The 17935-nt window shown below is 71.2% G+C and carries 11 protein-coding genes and 1 riboswitch; of the genes, 6 read left to right on the top strand and 5 right to left on the bottom strand.

Features of this window, described 5'->3' with window-relative positions; translation table 11 throughout:
• Positions 1-94 precede the first annotated feature (94 nt).
• Both IG78_RS0112655 and IG78_RS0112650 read left to right on the top strand, forming a co-directional pair.
• Positions 95-1480, top strand: coding sequence for an SWIM zinc finger family protein (locus tag IG78_RS0112655; protein WP_030562280.1), 1386 nt, complete (start codon positions 95-97; stop codon positions 1478-1480).
• Positions 1481-1580: 100 nt separating this feature from the next.
• The gene (locus IG78_RS0112650; RefSeq protein ID WP_030562278.1) at positions 1581-3209 is read left to right on the top strand and encodes a DUF5691 domain-containing protein; all 1629 of its coding nucleotides are present in this window, start codon (positions 1581-1583) and stop codon (positions 3207-3209) included.
• 145 nt (positions 3210-3354) lie between these two features.
• Here the strand turns inward: IG78_RS0112650 and icmB are convergent, their stop codons facing one another.
• On the bottom strand, positions 3355-3771 hold the full coding sequence (icmB, locus tag IG78_RS0112645; RefSeq protein WP_030562276.1) for a coenzyme B12-dependent isobutyryl CoA mutase small subunit: 417 nt from the start codon (positions 3769-3771) through the stop codon (positions 3355-3357).
• Between the two features lie 476 nt (positions 3772-4247).
• On the opposite strand from icmB, the gene IG78_RS0112640 reads away from it, so the two are divergent.
• Both IG78_RS0112640 and IG78_RS0112635 read left to right on the top strand, forming a co-directional pair.
• Positions 4248-5102 (top strand): esterase/lipase family protein, encoded by an 855-nt coding sequence (locus IG78_RS0112640; protein WP_030562274.1) that lies wholly within the window; start codon positions 4248-4250, stop codon positions 5100-5102.
• A gap of 265 nt (positions 5103-5367) precedes the next feature.
• On the top strand, positions 5368-7089 hold the full coding sequence (locus IG78_RS0112635; RefSeq protein WP_030562271.1) for a M23 family metallopeptidase: 1722 nt from the start codon (positions 5368-5370) through the stop codon (positions 7087-7089).
• 174 nt (positions 7090-7263) lie between these two features.
• On the opposite strand, the gene IG78_RS0112630 is transcribed toward IG78_RS0112635, so the two are convergent.
• Positions 7264-9822, bottom strand: coding sequence for an ATP-dependent DNA helicase (locus IG78_RS0112630; protein ID WP_030562269.1), 2559 nt, complete (start codon positions 9820-9822; stop codon positions 7264-7266).
• 245 nt (positions 9823-10067) lie between these two features.
• A riboswitch (cyclic di-AMP (ydaO/yuaA leader) is annotated at positions 10068-10224 on the top strand.
• An 8-nt stretch (positions 10225-10232) separates the two neighbouring features.
• On the opposite strand from IG78_RS0112630, the gene IG78_RS0112625 reads away from it, so the two are divergent.
• Positions 10233-11504 carry a C40 family peptidase gene (locus IG78_RS0112625; RefSeq protein WP_030562267.1) on the top strand — a complete coding sequence of 424 codons (1272 nt, stop codon included), beginning with the start codon at positions 10233-10235 and terminating at the stop codon, positions 11502-11504.
• 13 nt (positions 11505-11517) lie between these two features.
• Here the strand turns inward: IG78_RS0112625 and IG78_RS0112620 are convergent, their stop codons facing one another.
• Positions 11518-11871: a hypothetical protein gene (locus IG78_RS0112620; protein WP_030562266.1), complete on the bottom strand. Its 354-nt coding sequence runs from the start codon at positions 11869-11871 to the stop codon at positions 11518-11520.
• A gap of 463 nt (positions 11872-12334) precedes the next feature.
• Between IG78_RS0112620 and IG78_RS0112615 the strand changes: the two genes are divergently transcribed.
• Positions 12335-13411: a C40 family peptidase gene (locus tag IG78_RS0112615; protein WP_030562264.1), complete on the top strand. Its 1077-nt coding sequence runs from the start codon at positions 12335-12337 to the stop codon at positions 13409-13411.
• Positions 13412-13469: 58 nt separating this feature from the next.
• Here IG78_RS0112615 and IG78_RS0112610 read toward each other — a convergent pair whose 3' ends face one another.
• Positions 13470-14255, bottom strand: a complete 786-nt coding sequence (locus tag IG78_RS0112610) for a M48 family metallopeptidase (RefSeq protein ID WP_225882212.1) — start codon at positions 14253-14255, stop codon at positions 13470-13472.
• 5 nt (positions 14256-14260) lie between these two features.
• Complete coding sequence (locus IG78_RS0112605) at positions 14261-17914, bottom strand: type I restriction endonuclease subunit R (protein WP_030562259.1); 3654 nt, start codon at positions 17912-17914, stop codon at positions 14261-14263.
• Between the last annotated feature and the right edge of the window lie 21 nt (positions 17915-17935).

Below are 17935 nucleotides of genomic sequence, written 5' to 3'. Positions count from 1 at the left end.
CCAAGCCACTGACAATCGACCCCGGAACGGATCTGACCTGCACCGATTGCTTGAGCGCGGGGGATTGTCAGTGCCGGGACCTACCTTCGGACTCATGACTCAGCAGGGGGTTCGCTGGACGGCGGACCAGGTGCTGGCACTGGCACCTGACGCGTCGTCGCAGAAGGCGGGAAGCAGGCTCGGCGTCGCCGGGCCGTGGTCGGAGACGGGCAGTTCGGGAGAGGGGGCCGTGTGGGGTCTGTGCAAGGGCAGCGGCAGCAAGCCGTACCGAACGGTGATCGCCACCGCGGACACCGCGGGCCCGGCGTACAAGTGCAGTTGCCCGAGCCGCAAGTTCCCGTGCAAACACGCGCTCGGCCTGCTGTTGCTGTGGGCCGAGGACCCGGGGGCGGGGAGCGGCGGGGCGGCGGTGCCGGACGGGGCCGCGCCACCGGACTGGGCGCGGGAGTGGCTGGACGCGCGGGGCAAGAGGTCCGAGGCGAAGCGGAGTTCGTCCGCCGAGGCAGGGGTGGTTACGGCCCCCGCCGACCCGGACGCGGCCCGCAGACGCGCCGAGCGCAGGGCGGAGCGGGTGACGGCGGGCACGACGGAACTGGAGCGGCGCCTCTCCGACCTGCTGCGCGGCGGCATGGCGGCCGCCGAGCAGGCGGGGTACGGACAGTGGGACGAGACGGCGGCCCGCATGGTGGACGCCCAGGCCCCCGGTCTCGCCGCCCGGGTACGGGAGTTGGGCGCCGTACCGGCCTCGGGCCCCGGCTGGCCCGCCCGCCTCCTGGAGGAGTGCGCGCTGCTGCATCTGCTCACCTCGGGCTGGCTGCGCCGCGACACCCTGCCGGACGCCCTGGCGGCGACGGTCCGTTCCCGCACTGGCCTGCCCGCCCCGGCTCAGGGTGCGCCGCTCCGCGACCACTGGCAGGTCCTCGCGCAGTACGACACGGCGGACAGCAAGCTGACCACACGCCGCATATGGGTGCACGGCGAGCGGTCCGGGCACACGGCCCTGCTCCTGTCGTACGGCGCGGCCGGCCGTGCCCCCGCCCTGTCCCTGCCGGTGGGCCTGACCCTGGACGCCGAGCTGACCCCGTACGCCGCCGATCCCGCGTCCCGGCAGCTCCGCGCGGACCTGGGTGAACAGTTCGCGGCCCCCGCGCCCAGCACGGGCCACCCGCGCGGGATACGCCCCGAGGAGGCGGCAGCCCGGTACGGCGACGCGCTGCGCGACGACCCCTGGCTCGACTCGTGGCCCGTCACGCTGAGCCGGGTCGTCCCGGTACCGCACGCCACCAACTGGCAACTGGCCGACGCCGACGGCGAGCTGGCCCTGCCCGTCGCCCCGTCCGCCGCGTCCCGCTCCGGCCTGTGGCGCCTGGTGTCCCTCTCCGGAGGTGCCCCACTCACGGTCTTCGGCGAATGCGGGCACCGCGGCTTCACCCCCCTCGCGGCGTGGGCGCACGACGGGGCGGAAACGGTCCGGCTGTGACCTCGGGCCTCAGGCAAGTACCGACGCACGCATGAGGCTGAAGGAAAAAGAAGAGCAAGAAAAGCAAGAAGCACAAGAAGAGACAGAGGAAGGAGGGGAGATGGCCTCGTCCACCGCCCCCGCGGAAGCAGCCGCACGGCACGCCCGTACCTCCTGGGAGGAGCTGGTCACGGCGGCGCTCCTGGGCACGGACCGGCGCACCCCGCCGGTCACCGTCCCCGGCCGGGAGGCCCCCGCGGCCCTCCTGGACGCCGCCGCCGTGCAGACCGTGCGGCGCCGGGCAGGCCTGCGCGCCGCCCCCGCGGCCGAGCGCCCCGCCCCCGCGCCCGCCGACCCCCGCCCCCCGGTGCCCGCGGCGGCCCGGCACCGCCTCGCGGCCCTGCTCGCCGACCACCCCCACGCGGGCGGCGGCCGCCGCGGCACTTCACCCGACCTGATGGAGCTGCTCCCCCAGTGGCTCGCCCTGGCCAACGACCGGGGCTACGCACCACCCCCGGAACTCCTGCCCGCCCTCCTGAACGCGGCCCGGGGACGCACCGACCTGCGCCCCCAGGCCCTGGCCTTCGCGGGCCCGCGCGCCCAGTGGCTGGCCCGGCTCAACCCGGACTGGAAGTTCGCGCTGCGCACAGCACAGGGCGGCGCCCGGGCGGCAGGCCTGCGGGACGCCGACCGGGCCGAGCGGGAACGGCGCTGGCAGGAGGGTTTGTTCGCCGAGCGCGTCGCGCTCCTCTCCGCACTCCGTGCCCATGACCCGCAGATGGCACGCGAGTTGCTCACGAGCACCTGGCCGACGGAGCGGGCCGAGGACCGGCTGATGTTCCTGGATTCGCTGCGCACGGGCCTGTCAGCGGCCGACGAGCCGTTCCTGGAGCAGGCGCTCGGCGACCGCAGTCGCAACGTCCGGGCGACGGCGGCCGAGCTGTTGTCCGCCCTGCCGCACTCGGCGCTCGCCGCCCGCATGGCCGACCGCGCATCCTCCTGCGTGGCCCTGGACCGGACCTCGGGCATACCGGCGCTCACCGTCGAGGCACCGCACGAGTGCGACGCGGGCATGGAGCGGGACGGCGTGGCGCCCAAGCCGCCCGCGGGACGGGGCGAACGCTCCTGGTGGCTGGGTCAGCTCGTGGAGGCCGCTCCCCTGGCCGCCTGGCGCGCCTGCCTCGGCGACCGTCCGCCCGCTGAGATCGTGGCGCTTCCCGTGGCCGACGGCTGGCGGGGCGAGCTGCACGCGGCCTGGTGCCGCGCCGCCGTCCGCCAGCGGGACGCGACCTGGGCGAGGGCGCTGCTCGGTGTCCCGTCGTCACCGGACGCCGCGGGGCCCGGCGCGGTGTCCCTCGCGGAGCGCGCCAAGCTCCTCACCACGCTGCCGGGGGTGGAACGGGCCGAGTGGGTCGCGGGCTTCATCGACGCGCACGGCCTGTCGGAGGCGTTCCAGTTGCTCGGCGTGTGCGCGGTGCCGTGGGCTCCCGCGCTGGGGCGCGCGGTGGTGGACGCGCTCAACATCGCCCGTGACGCGGGCAGCTACCCGTGGAGTTTCAGCGGCGTGATGGGCCTGGCGGAACGCTGCCTCGACCCGGCGGAGGCAGTACGCCTGGACGCGCTGACGGCCGTCCCTGACGAACGCGAGGACGCCGCCCCCGGGGCGGGCGGCTACTGGTCGGAGGCGTTCCAGCGCCTGGTCACCACGTTGCGGCTGCGCGCGGCCATGCGGGAGGAACTGAGAGGGTGAGGCGGGGCGGGCCAGGGCCCGCAGCCGCAACCCGCAGCCCGCAGCCCGCAGCCCGCAGCCCGCAGCCCGCGAGAACCCTCAAGCGCCCCCAAGCGCCCCCAAGCATGCTCAAGCATGCTCAAGCATGCTCAAGATCCGCCGAAGGCTACGCCTCCGTCGGCTGCCGCACGTTGTCCCGTACCCACTCCACGATCTCCGTCGTCGTCGCCCCCGGCGTGAAGAGCTCGGCGACACCCTTCTCCTTCAGAAGGGGAATGTCCTCCTCGGGGATGATCCCGCCGCCGAAGACCTTGATGTCCGCCGCGTCGCGCTCCTTGAGGAGTTCGATGACCCGGGCGAAGAGGGTGTTGTGCGCGCCGGACAGGATGGAGAGGCCGATCGCGTCGGCGTCCTCCTGGATCGCGGTGTCGACGACCTGCTCCGGCGTTTGGTGCAGGCCGGTGTAGATGACCTCCATGCCGGCGTCACGCAGTGCCCGCGCGATCACCTTGGCCCCGCGATCGTGGCCGTCGAGCCCCGGCTTGGCGACCACCACGCGGATCGGACCGGCTGCCACACCCATCACTGCCTCCATGTACAGAAAGCCGACTGCGGAATCCCACGCGCCCGGCCGGCCGGCGGCGCCGGCCCGGACACCCCGCGCCGCACCGGCCGGGTAGGTGAACGAACGTTATCTCCAGGATCGCTCAGCCCGCAGTTTCGTGGTGGAGAGCGAGGGGGAAATCACACGGTGGGACACGTTCACTGCGCGCCGCTCCCGTGATCACCCGGCACAGGGGCCGGATCAGCCCAGGCACCCGGGCCGCATCCGCCGCCTCGCCGCCGGGCCGCGGTCGGGGGTTGCGCAAGGGGAGCCGCCTCGAGGTCGCCGTACCACCGCGTCGTCAGCCGCACGACGCGGTGGCGTCGGCGCGTCGCCCACAAGCGCGCCGACGGGCGGCGCGCCGCACCACGGGAAGGACACGCCTCACTTCCGGTTTCCCATGAGAGGCACACGGGGGACAGAGGTGTCTTCCGCGTGCCGACCGGGAGGTCGACATGACGGACACGAGGGTCCAGCCCTTTCGTCGCTGCAGCACCCTGCTCCCCGCAAGGCTCGCGGGCCTGCCACTGGCACTGCTGAAGGCGACCGCGCTCGAACTCGCCATCCTCGCCGGACACCTCCTCCTGTATCCCTCGGGCATCACCCAGGAACGCCGCGCCGTACCCCCACCACCGCCACCGGACGCCCCGCGACTGCCCGCGCAGGACAAACCACCGGTCCTGCTCCTGCACGGTTTCATCGACAACCGTTCCGTGTTCGTGCTGCTGCGCCGCAATCTCGCCCAGCACGGCAGGCAGCATCTGGAATCCCTCAACTACTCGCCGCTGACCTGCGACATCCGCAGGGCCGCCGAGTTGCTCGGCCGCCATGTGGAGGAGATATGCGAACGCACGGGGCACTCCCGTGTCGACATCGTCGGCCACAGCCTCGGCGGCCTCATCGCCCGCTATTACGCGCAGCGGCTCGGCGGTGACGCCCGCGTACGCACTCTCGTCACGCTCGGCACGCCGCACGGGGGCACCCGGGCCGTGCCGCTCGCGGACGCACACCCGATCGTGCGCCAGATGCGCCCCGGCTCGGACGTGGTGCGGGAGCTGTGCGAGCCCGCGCCGGACTGTCGTACGCAGTTCGTGAGCTTCTGGAGCGAATTGGACCAGCTCATGGACCCGGTGAACACGGCCTGCGTCGACCACCCCGACCTGATCGCACAGAACGTACGCGTCTCGGGCATCGGTCATCTCGCCCTGCCGGTGCACCCCGCGGTGGCGAGCGCCATCCGTCAGGCCCTGGACCTCGCCGAGCCTGCCGTCGACACCGCCGCGTCCTCCGGCGGACTGACGGTCGCGTGACGGCGGCCTGACGAATCCCCTCCCGCCAGCCTGGATCACGACCCGGATCACGTTTTCGCGCGGCCCCGACTCCGGATTCCGCTTCTCGCAGTCGAACGAACCTCGAACACAAAACCAAAGCTGCGCCCGGGGACCGCCGAAAGGCGGCCGAATGCCCGTTTCCTGCGAGCGGGAAACCCAGCGAAGATTGTCGCGCCTGCGTACCGCCGGGTACAGTCGCGGCACTGCTCTGCCAGCCCATGCTGTCGAGGCGAAAGAGAAGTTGGTGAACGACCGTCACCCGCCGGGGCCCCCCACTCCGGTTCCGGCACCCGACGCCGACTACGCCCCCTTCGGGTCCTACGACCAGCAGGCCGGCTACACCGGGCACGACGGCTATGCCACCGGTACCTTCTCCGCCACCGGTTTCAACGCGCCCGGCGACTATGACGCAACGGGCGGTTTCGACACTTCCGGTTCCGGTTTCTCCGTGCCCACCTCGGGTTTCCCCGCCGATCCGCTCTTTGGCGCCCTGCCGGGCGACCACGACACGGGCCAGTGGGCCACGACGGGCCCGCAGCAGACCCTCACGTACGACGCGTACGCCGCCGACGCCGGATACGACACCGGCAGCCACGACACCACGGCCGTATGGGACGGCGGGTACCAGCCGCTCGCGGACATCCCGTCCCAGCCAGGCACCCCTTCCGGTGCCACCTGGGACGCCACCGCCTGGAACGAGGGCCCCGCCACCGGCCAGTGGGCCACCCAGGTCTTCGACAGCGGCGCCTACGACGCCACCGCGTGGAACTCCGGCGGCCACGAGACCTACGAAGGACCGCAGCAGGAGACGTACGAGGCCACACAGGAGCACGACGCCTACGAAGCCCCGCAGCAGCACGACGCGTACGAGGCCCCCGACTCCGCTTACGAGCTGCAGAACGGATACGCCACGCAGGATCCGTACGAGGCCGGGGCGTCCGCGGACTCCGACGGGTACGGGTCCGACGGGACCGCGTACGAAGGTGACGCCCGCGAGGGTGACGCCTACGAAGGCGACGCCTATGACAAGGGTGCGTACGACAAGGGCGCGTACGACAAGGGCACGTACGGATCCGAAGAGGCCGCGCACGCCTCCGCTCCCGAGGAGGGGCCCGCCGACCAGCTCGGCGGAATCGCCCCGGGCGCCGCTGACGCCGACGTCGCGGAGCACGCGCCGACAAGTCGCCAGGAACGTTCCCGCTCCGCCCGGCCCACCGCCTCCCGGGGTCGTGGCCGTTCGCGCCGCTCCCCCGCCAAGCGGTCCGCGCTGTTCACCGTCGCCGTGCCGTCGGCCTGCGTGATGGGCGTCGCCGGAGTGGCCGCCGCGTCCGTCGGTGACCTCGGCGGGGGCGACGACAAGGACGCGCGGGCCTCCGCCCCGGACCCGGCGACCGTGCAGCCGTCCACCGCCAACAACAAGCTGGACACCCAGCTCGCCAACCTCTCCGCGGACGCGGGCGACTTCGCCGACCGCGCGAGCCGCACGCAGGAGCGCATCGACCTCAAGGCCCAAAAGGTGGCGGCGCAGAAGAAGGCCGCCGCGGACGCCGCGCGCAAGGAACGGCTGCGGCCGAAGTTCGCGCTGCCGGTCGCCCAGCACGGTCTGAGCGCCTACTACGGGCAGGCGGGCATCAACTGGATGTCGGCGCACTCCGGCATCGACTTCCCGGTGTCGTACGGCTCGGAGGTCCGGGCCGCGACCGACGGCACGGTCTCCACGAAGTACAACAGCGCCTACGGCAACATGGCGATCGTCACCGCCAAGGACGGCACGGAGACCTGGTACTGCCACCTCTCCACGCACAAGATCGCGAGCGGCCCCGTGCGGGCCGGTGACACCATCGCCTTCTCGGGCAACTCCGGCAACTCCACCGGGCCGCACCTGCACTTCGAGGTCCGCCCGGGCGGCGGCTCCGCCATCGACCCCCTGCCGTGGCTGCGCAGCCACGGGCTCGACCCGACGTAGGCACAGCTCCCACCGCAGCGCGCGCACAGCTCCCAGCGCCGGGTGGGCACAGCTCCGATCGCCGCGTAGGCGCAGCCCGCCGCCGAGCCGCACCGGCGACCCCGAAAGATGCAACTCCAGCCCCCGTCGCTGGAGTTGCACCTGCCGAGTGTCCCCCGTGCCCCGGGGTGAGTGCTACAGCTTTTCCACCGGCGCGTACCTCAGCAGCAGCCGCTTCGGCTTCTCCTCGCCGAAGTCCACCGTCGCCTCGGCGTTCGCCCCCGTGCCCTTCACGCCGACCACCGTGCCGAGGCCGAACTGGTCGTGCGTCACACGGTCGCCGACCGCGAGCGCGACCACCGGCTTCTCCGTGGCCCTGCGGGTGGCGAAGCCCTGTGCGCCGCCCGCGCGCGAGCGCGACGACGACAGCGCGGCGGCCACCCCGCCCGCGGGACCCGACGAGGCGGGCGCGCCGACGGAGCCGGTCCGCTTCCAGTCCAGATGGGCCTCCGGGATCTCCTCCAGGAAGCGCGACGGCGGGTTGTACGAGGGCTGGCCCCAGGCGCTGCGCATGGAGGACCGGGTCAGATACAGCCGCTCCCGCGCGCGCGTGATCCCCACATAGGCCAGGCGCCGCTCCTCCTCCAGCTCCTTGACCTGCCCGAGGGCGCGCATGTGCGGGAAGACGCCGTCCTCCATGCCGGTCAGGAACACGACGGGGAACTCCAGGCCCTTGGCGGTGTGCAGCGTCATGAGCGTGATGACGCCGGAACCGTCGTCCTCCTCGTCGGGGATCTGGTCGGAGTCCGCGACGAGCGCGACCTGCTCCAGGAAGTCCGAGAGGGTGCCTGTGGGAGCCGGTGCCGCGTCGTCCGCGGGAGTGGCGTCGGGGGCGGCACCGGGTGCGGCCTCCGCAGCGGGAGCGGCTTCGGAGGCGGTGTCGGCGGCGGGGGCGGCACCGGCGGCCGTGCCGCGGTCCTGCTCGAACTCCAGGGCCACGGCGGCCAGCTCCTGGAGGTTCTCGATGCGCGTCTCGTCCTGCGGGTCGGTGGAGGACTGCAGCTCCGCGAGGTACCCGGTCCGCTCGAGCACGGCCTCCAGGACGACGGCGGGGCCCGCGCCGGACTCGACGATCGTGCGCAGCTCCTCCATGAGCGTGTTGAAGCGCTTCACGGCGTTCGCCGAGCGGGCCGCCATGCCGTACGCCTCGTCGACGCGGCGCAGTGCCTGCGGGAAGGAGATCTTCTCGCGCTGCGCGAGCGCGTCGATCATCGCTTCGGCGCGGTCCCCGATGCCGCGCTTGGGCACGTTCAGGATGCGGCGCAGCGGGACGGAGTCCTCGGGGTTGGCGAGGACCCGCAGATACGCGAGGACGTCGCGGACTTCCTTGCGCTCGTAGAAGCGGACTCCGCCGACGACCTTGTAGGGCAGGCCGACGCGGATGAAGATCTCTTCGAAGACACGGGACTGGGCGTTCGTGCGGTAGAAGATCGCCACGTCGCCGGCCTTGGCGTCACCGGCGTCGGTCAGGCGGTCGATCTCGTCGGCGACGAACTGGGCCTCGTCGTGCTCGGTGTCGGCGACGTACCCGGTGATGCGCGCGCCCGCGCCCGCGTTGGTCCACAGGTTCTTGGGGCGGCGGCTCTCGTTGCGCTCGATGACCGCGTTGGCGGCGGTCAGGATCGTCTGGGTGGAGCGGTAGTTCTGCTCCAGGAGGATGGTGGTCGCGTTCGGGTAGTCCTCCTCGAACTGGAGGATGTTGCGGATGGTGGCGCCGCGGAAGGCGTAGATGGACTGGTCGGCGTCACCGACGACGCACAGCTCGCCCGGCTCGTCGCCCTCTCCGGAGGGACCGACCAGCTCGCGTACGAGGGCGTACTGCGCGTGGTTGGTGTCCTGGTACTCGTCGACCATCACGTGGCGGAAGCGGCGGCGGTAGTGCTCGGCGACGTCCGGGAAGGCGCGCAGCAGATTCACCGTGGTCATGATCAGGTCGTCGAAGTCGAGGGCGTTGGCCTCGCGCAGCCGCGACTGGTACATCGCGTACGCCTGGGCGAGGGTCTTCTCGAAGCCGTCGGCGGCCTGGGCGGCGAAGTCCTCCTCGTCGATCAGCTCGTTCTTCAGGTTCGAGATCTTGGCGCTGAAGGACTTCGGCGGGAACTTCTTCGGGTCCAGGTCCAGGTCGCGGCAGACCAGGGCCATGAGGCGCTTGGAGTCCGCGGCGTCGTAGATCGAGAACGAGGACGTGAAGCCCAGCTTCTTGTACTCGCGGCGGAGGATGCGCACGCACGCGCTGTGGAACGTCGACACCCACATGGCGCCCGCGCGCGGGCCGACGAGCTGCTCGACGCGCTCCCTCATCTCGCCGGCGGCCTTGTTCGTGAACGTGATCGCGAGGATCTGGCCCGGGTGGGCACCGCGCTCCGCGAGGAGGTACGCGATGCGGTGCGTGAGCACGCGCGTCTTGCCGGAGCCGGCGCCGGCGACGATGAGCAGGGGTGCTCCGGCGTGCACGACGGCCGCGCGCTGGTTCTCGTTCAGGCCGTCGAGCAGCGCCGCAGGGTCGATCGCGGGGCGGTGCGCGCCGTCCCTGTAGTACGCGTCCCGGGGTGCGGGCGCGTCGAACCTCCCGTGGAACAGGTCGTCCGGAATGGGCTCCGGGGCACTGTCCTCGGGCGGCGGCGGGGGTTCCTCCTCGTGGCCCTGCGAGGGCTTGAGGTCCGCCAGGAAGCTGTCGTCAAAGAGGCTGCTCATCGCCTCCCGAGTCTAGGCGGCCCCACTGACAACCCGCGCCGGGTTCCGCGAGGCCGTCCTTGATCCGGCCACTCCGTACGCACCTCGCGACGTCGCGGACACGCCTCGTGAAGCCACGGGCACGCCTCGTCAAGACACGAAAATGTATCGGGCATATCGAACATCAACCTTCCCTCGCGCCACACCGGTTGGCTAGCGTGCTGCGCGGGCCGCACGTCCCCCCACCGGCGAACCCCGCCGGGCACGCGCGGCCTCCGCCGAGTCCGACGCGTTCGGAGCCGGGGACCCACCACGATCTCTGGGGTGAATCGGCCCCGTACCCAGTACGGAACCGTAGGGCAGCCTTCCGGATCATCCGCCCGAACCCGACAGCTAACCCGGTAGGCGGTCCACGGAAGGAGTCGCCAGTCTTGGCGTCGCACCGCAAGCCGCGCAGCCGACCGGCCCGCGTCCGCACGACCCCCGCACTCGGCATCACCACGGCCGCCCTGACGTCGGTGGCCCTGCTCTCGCAGAGCGCGCACGCCGCGCCGTCCGCCCCCACCGAGCCCGGCAAGCCGAGCCTCGAAGAGGTACAGAAGAAGGTCGACGACCTCTACCACCAGGCCGGGGTGGCCACACAGAAGTACAATTCCGCCAAGGAAAACACCGACAAACAGCGCAAAAAGGCCGACCGTCTCCTGGACGACGTGGCCAGGCGCACGGACCGCCTGAACGAGGCCCGCCAGGAACTCGGCTCCTTCGCCGCCGCGCAGTACCGGACCGGAGCCGTCTCCGAGACCGCCACGATGCTGCTCGCCGACGACCCGAAGGGCTTCTTCGACCAGAACCACCTCGCGGACCGGCTCACCAGCCGCCAGAAGAAGGCGGTCGACGACTACCAGACGCAGCAGGTCGCGGCGACCAAGCAGCGCGCGAAGGCCGCCAGGAGCCTGCGGACGCTGCAGGACTCGCGCGACGACCTCAGGACGAGCAAGCAGACCGTCCAGACCAAGCTCACCGCGGCGCGCTCGCTCCTGTCGAAGCTGACCGCCGAGGAGAAGGCGCGGCTTGCCGCGATCGAGAAGCGGAAGAAGGAGGCCGCCAACCGCAAGGCGGCCGAGGTCGCGCGCAAGCAGGCGGAGGCGGAGCGGAAGCGGAAGGCGGAGGAGGCCGCGGAGCGGCGCGAGCGGGAACATGAGCAGGGGCAGGAGCGGGACCAGGACCAGGGGTCCGGCGCGGGTTCGGGCTCCGGCTCCGACCCGGGCACCGGCTCAGGTGGGGGCTCGGGGGCGGGCTCCGGTTCGGGCTCGGGCTCCGGTTCGGGCTCGGGGAGCGCCGGCGGCAGCTACGCGGCGAAGGCCGAGAAGGTGATCGGCTTCGCCGAGAAGCAGATGGGCAAGCCCTACGTGTGGGGCGCCACAGGCCCCGACTCCTTCGACTGCTCCGGCCTCACCCAGGCCGCCTGGAAGACCGCGGGCATCTCCCTGCCGCGCACCACCTGGGACCAGGTGAAGACGGGCACGACCGTCTCGACGGCGAACGCCGAGCGGGGTGATCTCGTCTTCTTCTACGACGACATCAGCCACGTCGGCATCTACATGGGCGACGGCAAGATGATCCACGCCCCCAAGCCCGGCGCGAACGTCCGGGTCGAGTCGATCTACTACATGCCGATCCACAGCGTGGTGCGTCCGGCGTAGAGCTCCCCTACGTCTACGTCCACAGGACGGCGATGAAGATGTTCGCCACCGTCAATGCGCCGACGGTGGCGAACACGGCCTTGTCCACCTTCCCCTCGTCACGCTTCACGTACACAAGGCCGAGAATCACGATCAACAGTGCCAGTTTGACGCCGATCTTGACGTTATTGATCGTGTTGTCGTCGGCTTGATTCAGACCGACGAGAACGACGCCAGTGATCAACATGGTCAATGCGCCGTGCAGCATCGCGGGGCTGAACCGGGCCGTACCCTCACCCATCGCTTTCATCTGGGTCAAGAAGCCGCCCAGGAGTGAAGCGATGCCGATGATGTGCAGGCCGACGAAGAGATGGATGAGTACGTCCATGGGGCGGAGCCTAATTCCCGGCCCGCGGATCCGGCCGCACGGGGCACGGCTCCGGCCGCGCGAGTCACGGCACCGCGGGCACCCCGGGTAACTCGCCGCCCCTAGGGCGTTATCACTCCCACCGGACAAGCGGGCCACATGCACCACATCGGTCACGCACGTCGTGAACCCGTCGGCGAAGACGGGACGGAACGCTCGTATCCGTTCAGCCCTTGCGCCACATCCGCCGTTAGCGCACAACGGGTCACGAAGGGGTGACGGTGAGTTTAGCGTCCTCTGCCAGGTGACCGGCTCCCCACCGTCGTCCGGACCAGGGACGGCAGCCGGCCACCTCCGCCGAGAAAGTCCGGCGGCGTCCCGTCTCCCCTGTGCGGACGTCGCCGGACCGGTACCGGACCCCGGCCATCAAGGGCGGGCCCGGCCCACGAGGGCCCCGCCCCGCAAGGAAGGACGTGGAGCCTCCGTGGCAGCGCACCGCAAGCCCAAACGGCGCTCGCTCAGCGGCAATACGGCCCGTACGGCCGCGACCCTCGCCCTCGCGTCGGCAGCCACCGCGACCGCCTTCGAAGGCACCGGACACGCGGACCCGCGGCTCACCCCCGGTGAGGTGAAGGCCAAGGTCGACGAGCTCTACCGCGAGGCCGAGGTCGCCACCGAGAAGTACAACGGCGCCAAGGAGAAGGCCGACCGCGCCGAAACGGCCCTCGGCGACCTCCGCGACGAGGCGGCCCGTAAGACGGACCGGCTCAACACCGCACGCCAGGACCTGGGTTCACTGGCCGCCGCCCAGTACCGCAAGGGTGCCATCGACCCGTCCATGCAGTTCGTGCTCTCCTCCGACCCCGACACCTACCTAGACCGTGCCACCCGCGCCGACCGCGTCGGCCACCGCCAGGCCGCCGAGATCGCCGGCGTACGGCGTCAGATCCGCTCCCTCGACCAGCTCCGCACCGAGGCCGACGACACCCTCACGGACCTCAAGTCCCGTCAGGCGGACCTGCGGAAGCACAAGAAGACGGTGACCGGAAAGCTGGGCGAGGCCAGGCGGCTGCTCGCCCGGCTGACCGAGGAGGAGCGCGCCCGCGTGACCGGCGGTGACCGCACCGGCTCGCGGGGAGCGGCCGCGGAAGCCGCCAGGGCGTCACGCGCGGCCGCGCGCGGCACCGCGCCCGGCGGCATCAAGGCGCCCGACTCCCGCGCCGGGGCGGCCGTCTCGTACGCCTACAACGCCCTGGGCAGCCCCTACGTGTGGGGCGCCACAGGACCCAACGCCTTCGACTGCTCCGGCCTCACCCAGGCCGCGTACCGCGCCGCGGGGGTCTCTCTGCCGCGCACGACCTACGCCCAGATCGACACGGGCCGACGCGTCTCCCGCACCGAGCTCCAACCGGGCGACCTGGTCTTCTTCTACCCGGGCATCAGCCACGTCGGCCTCTACGTAGGCAACGGCAAAATGATCCACGCCCCGAACCCGAGCGCCCCGGTGCGGCTCGACCCCATCAGCCAGATGCCGTTCGCGGGGGCTGCCCGGGTGGCGTGAGGGCGTGGGCGGAGCCCGGACGTCTGCCCCCGTCCCGGCTCCGGCTCTACGGATTCGGCTACCCGAGCCAGAGTCGCCGCCCCAAGTCGTCCAACTCTTCCTTCCGCGCCTCGCACTCAGGGATGGCTCGCCTGAGGAGGGTCCAGTACTCCGGTCCGTGACCGGAGACCCGGATGTGAGCCAGCTCGTGCGCGATCACGTAATCGACGAGATGGGCGGGTAGCTGAAAGATCGCCCAGTGAAGGGCCATCTGCCCGGCACCTTGATCACCGGGCCGATACGTGCCCCAACGGTTCCCGACGTCCCGGACGGTGACGCCAGGCTCAGGCACCTCCATACGTGCCGCCCACGGCTGAAGACGCCGCTGTGACCAGCGCAGCCCGGACTTCCGGTACCACGCGACGATCTCGCGCCGGGCACGCCGAGGGTCCGTGGCGGCTCTCTTGTCGAGCCTCAGCCGCCCGGCGGCGAGCCGCACCGGGTCACCGCCCTCGTCCACCACGAGGAGCCGGTACTCACGCCCCAGGTAGCGGAAGACCTCGCCGTCCCTGAAGACACGAACCGGATGTGCGGGGCGATGCTCTGCCTGGATCCCCAGCTTGGCCTCGATCCAGCGGCGGCTCTGCCGCACAAAGCCCTCCGCCCGCGCCGTCTCGCACCCCACCGGGACCCGCAGGAGCAAGGAGCCGTCCCGCTCGACCGTGAGGCCCAGACGCTTACGCCGAGCGCTCACCACCACCTGATACTCCCGCCCGTCCACCGAAAGCCTCTGCCCGTCGACGAGCAGAGCACCGTCAGGGGCGGCGGAATCGGAGGCGGACGGAAGCTGATCAGCGGCGGGCACGCCCCCTATTGTCCCCGGCCGTGTGCCCGAAACGCGTCGGCGTGCTGCTGTGCGTACCCGGCGAGAACATTCGAGAGCTCACGCAAGGGCCCCCTGTCCCGCTCCGCTCGCGGCCTCAGCCCCGCGTCACGGAGCTTGTGCCAGATGTCGATCCGCAGATCCCCCAGACTCGCCTCGTTGTCGGACCAAGAGGCACGATTGACATGACCGGCGATGAGTGCGGCGAGGTCGACGGCCAGCTCACGCACGTACGCCTGCGCGGGCTGGTCGAACGCGTCACTCTCGCTCAACCGCTCCGTGACCTTCGTGTACAGCCGCTGCTCGACCGGCGTCAGGTCCGCCACGGCCGGGTCGGCCTGCTCGGCTTGCCGGGCTCGCTCGATCAGCGGTCCGATACGCGTCTTGATCTCGTCCCAGCGCCCGTCGAACTCCTCCAGGATCTTCTCCAGCTCCTCCGACAGCGTCCGGTGGACGGGCCGCCGCTCCTGCTCCTGACGCTCCTCCAGGTGGTAGCGCAACGCCTGCACCTGCTCGGCCGCCGACTCCCGCACATCCGGGATGCGTCCGACCACCTCGTCGAAGTCCGGTGCGAGGATGGACACGGGCGGGATGATCTGCGTGAGCTCGGGCAGGTCGAGATGGTCGGCGACCATCGCCCTGACCTTCCGGCCGTAGGCCCGGATGGAGAAGCTCCCGCCCTGCGCGTCCCTGTAGTGCCTGCGTACCCGCCGCTGGAGCACGACCCAGCGGCGGGCGTTCGGCACCTGCTTCAGCGCCGCCTCGTGCGGCAGCACGCGCTCCAGGGCGTTCATGAAGTCGCCGAGCTTCGTGTCGAACTCAGTGCGGTCGGCCTCGTCGCTCAGGGCCAGCATGCCGCGCGCCACACCACCCGGCGTGTCGAGACCGGTGATGCCCATGCCTTCCAGGAACCGCTCGAACTCCCGCGCCGCCTCCTCAAGCCCCGGCACCTCGCTCGCGAGACTCCGTACCGCGCTGAGCGCGGGCCCGTCACCCTTGTACGCGGGCAGGGTGACGGCGAGGTTGTTGAGCACTCCGTAGTAGTCCACGACGCGGCCCTCGCGCTTGCCGCGGCGGGGCCGGTTCACGCGGGCGATGGCTTGCAGCAGCTCGGCGTCCTGAATGGGGCGGTCCAGGTACAGGGCCTGCTCGATGGGGGCGTCGAACCCGGTCAGGAGCATGGACTTCACGATGAGGAAGGCGATGGGCCGCACCTCCTCCGGAGCGTCGGGGGCCGCGTCACTCCACGGATTCATACCGATCATGCCGCCGGGCACCGGATCGGGCTCCGGAGGGTGCTCCACGATCCACGGGTTGTCCGGCGGCAGCTCCGGGAACGGCTCCAGGAAGCGGTCGATGTTCTCCTGCTGCCGCTGCGGGTCGGTCCACTCCCGCCACCGCCCGTTCTTCTGATCCTTTCCGGCGGAGATCACGGGGACGAAGTCCATGCGTCGCAGCAGTTCCTGGTACTGCCAGGACCGCAGCAGTACCAGATCGTCCCATTCGTAGTCCTCCAGGCGCTTGTCGCGCAGTGTGGCCGGGTCGAAGTCCCGCACCCGGCCGAGCAGCTCGGCGCGGGCGTCGTTCAGCATGTGCCGGTACAGCACGGCCGCGCGGCGGCTCACCGCGGCCACCTGAGCCTTGAAGCCGCCGGTCAGCGGCCCGGTGACGTAGTGCTCCAGCATGTCCACGGCTTTGGCGCGGATCATCGACACGGACTCGGCGACGTCGCGGCTGGTGGGTTTCAGCCGCTTGCGGACCCGGTCCTGCTGCTCCTGCCGCAGCCGCGCGATCAAGTCCTCGAACTTGGCGTTGAGCTCCTGCTTGTCCCGTACCTCGGCCGACCCGGCACGCCCTTCGTACCGGACGGGGACCACGACCCTGTCCCGCTCCGCCTCGTCCATCAGATAGGCGTCCAGGAACTTGTCGTCCGGCTCAAGGCCGAAGATCCGCCCGGTGTCGGTGAGCTTGCCCTTCATGATCGGCGTACCGGTGAAGCCGATACGTGCGGCGTTCGGCACGGCGTCCCGCAGGCAGGCGTGCAGCACGGAGGTGTGCGAGCGGTGCGCCTCGTCCACGAGGACCAGTACGTGCGGGGAGGTACTGCATTCGGTGAACCGCCGCCGCACCTCCTCCACGACGTCCTCGTCCGGCACTGGGTCCGCGGCCTCCTCCGCGCTCCCGCCCTCCTCGATACGCGCCTGCGCCGCCGCGAACTCGGCACTCGGGTCCCGGTCGTCGTCCGCCGTCTCCTCGATGAGCCCCGGGATCCGCCCCAGATACTTTTGGATCATCGCGAAGATGACCGCTCGCCCGCCGGGCTGTCCGGCGCGCTCCAGCATCCCCTCCACGTCCGCCTGCGACTTGGCGATCCGCACGGGGCGGCCGCTGCTGCGCACCGCCGCCGAGAGCTGCTGTTCGAGCTGCTTGCGGTCGGTCACGACGAGGATCGTGAAACGGTTGAGTTCCGGGTCCCGGCTGTTCTGGAGCCGCCGCGCCAGGAACGCCATGGTCAGGCTCTTGCCGGACCCTTGCGTGTGCCAGATGACGCCGCCGCGCTGGTCGTCGTCCACAGCCGGGTCGAGCCGCGTCCGCCCGTTCCGGAGCTTCCGTACGATCTTCTCGACAGCCCGGAACTGCTGGTGCCGGCATACGGCCTTGACGGTGAGCGGCGGCTCGCCCTCCTTGGTCTTGACGGGCAGCTCGAAGACGTAATGCCGCATGATGTTGAGCAGATTGCGCGGCTTGAGGACGATCGCGACGAGCTTGTGCTGCTCGGTGAGGGGCTGCCCCTCTTCAAGGAGCCGCTTTCCTGCGTCGGTTCGCGTGGTCTGGAGGGAGCGGAGGAGATCGGCGTCGTCCTCGTAGTCGGGCGTCACGCTGCGCCAGGCGGCGAAGTGCTCCTCAGTGGATGTGATGGTGCCGAGCGCGGCGCTCTCCCCGCTCGCCGCGACGAGCAACTGAACGGACGCGAAGAGCTCGGGCAGCCCGCCCGGCCGCTCGTCCGCGCGGCGGGTGTCGTCGTCAAGCGGCACCCCGGCGTAGGCCCGCAGATCACGGACCGCGTCCCCTAGGGGGTCGTTGAGGTCGGGGCTCTTGCACTCGATGACGACGACGGGGACGCCGTTGACGAACAGCACAAGGTCGAGAACGGGGAACCCGCCGTCGGCCGCCTGGACGCGCAACTGGTCGACGACAAGGAAGTCGTTCCGCTCCAGGATCTCCTCGTCGTCGAGCCCTTCCAAGTCCCAGTCGATGTACTGCGCGTGCACGGTCCTGCCCTGGTGGTGCACCTCGTGCCCCGTCACAGGTGTGCCGCTGAGAAGCAGGCTCGTCACCTCACCGTTGACGTCCTTCAGCTTCGTCGTGGCCACGTTGTGCGCGGCTCGGCGCAGGTCCTCGATGGCGACGTCGTCGGCGCCGCTCTTGTCGTCGATCCAGGGCCGGCCGGTCATGGAGAGACGATTCACGCGGCGGATGGAGCGGCGCAGGCGCTCGGCGAGCAGGACATCGCCGTACGACCGCTCGCCGCCGGGCCCGGCGAGATCGGGACCGTGGATGTGCCGCCACCCCATCGACTTCAACTGCTCGATGATCGGCCGCTCCACCTCGTCCAGCTCGACGGTGCCCCGCGATCTCATACGCCTGCGCCTCTCCTGGTG

Source organism: Streptomyces aureocirculatus, from assembly GCF_000720475.1.
GTDB lineage: Bacteria > Actinomycetota > Actinomycetes > Streptomycetales > Streptomycetaceae > Streptomyces > Streptomyces aureocirculatus.
Note: the sequence above shows the minus strand (reverse complement) of the source record. Positions and strands in the feature narration are given on the sequence as shown.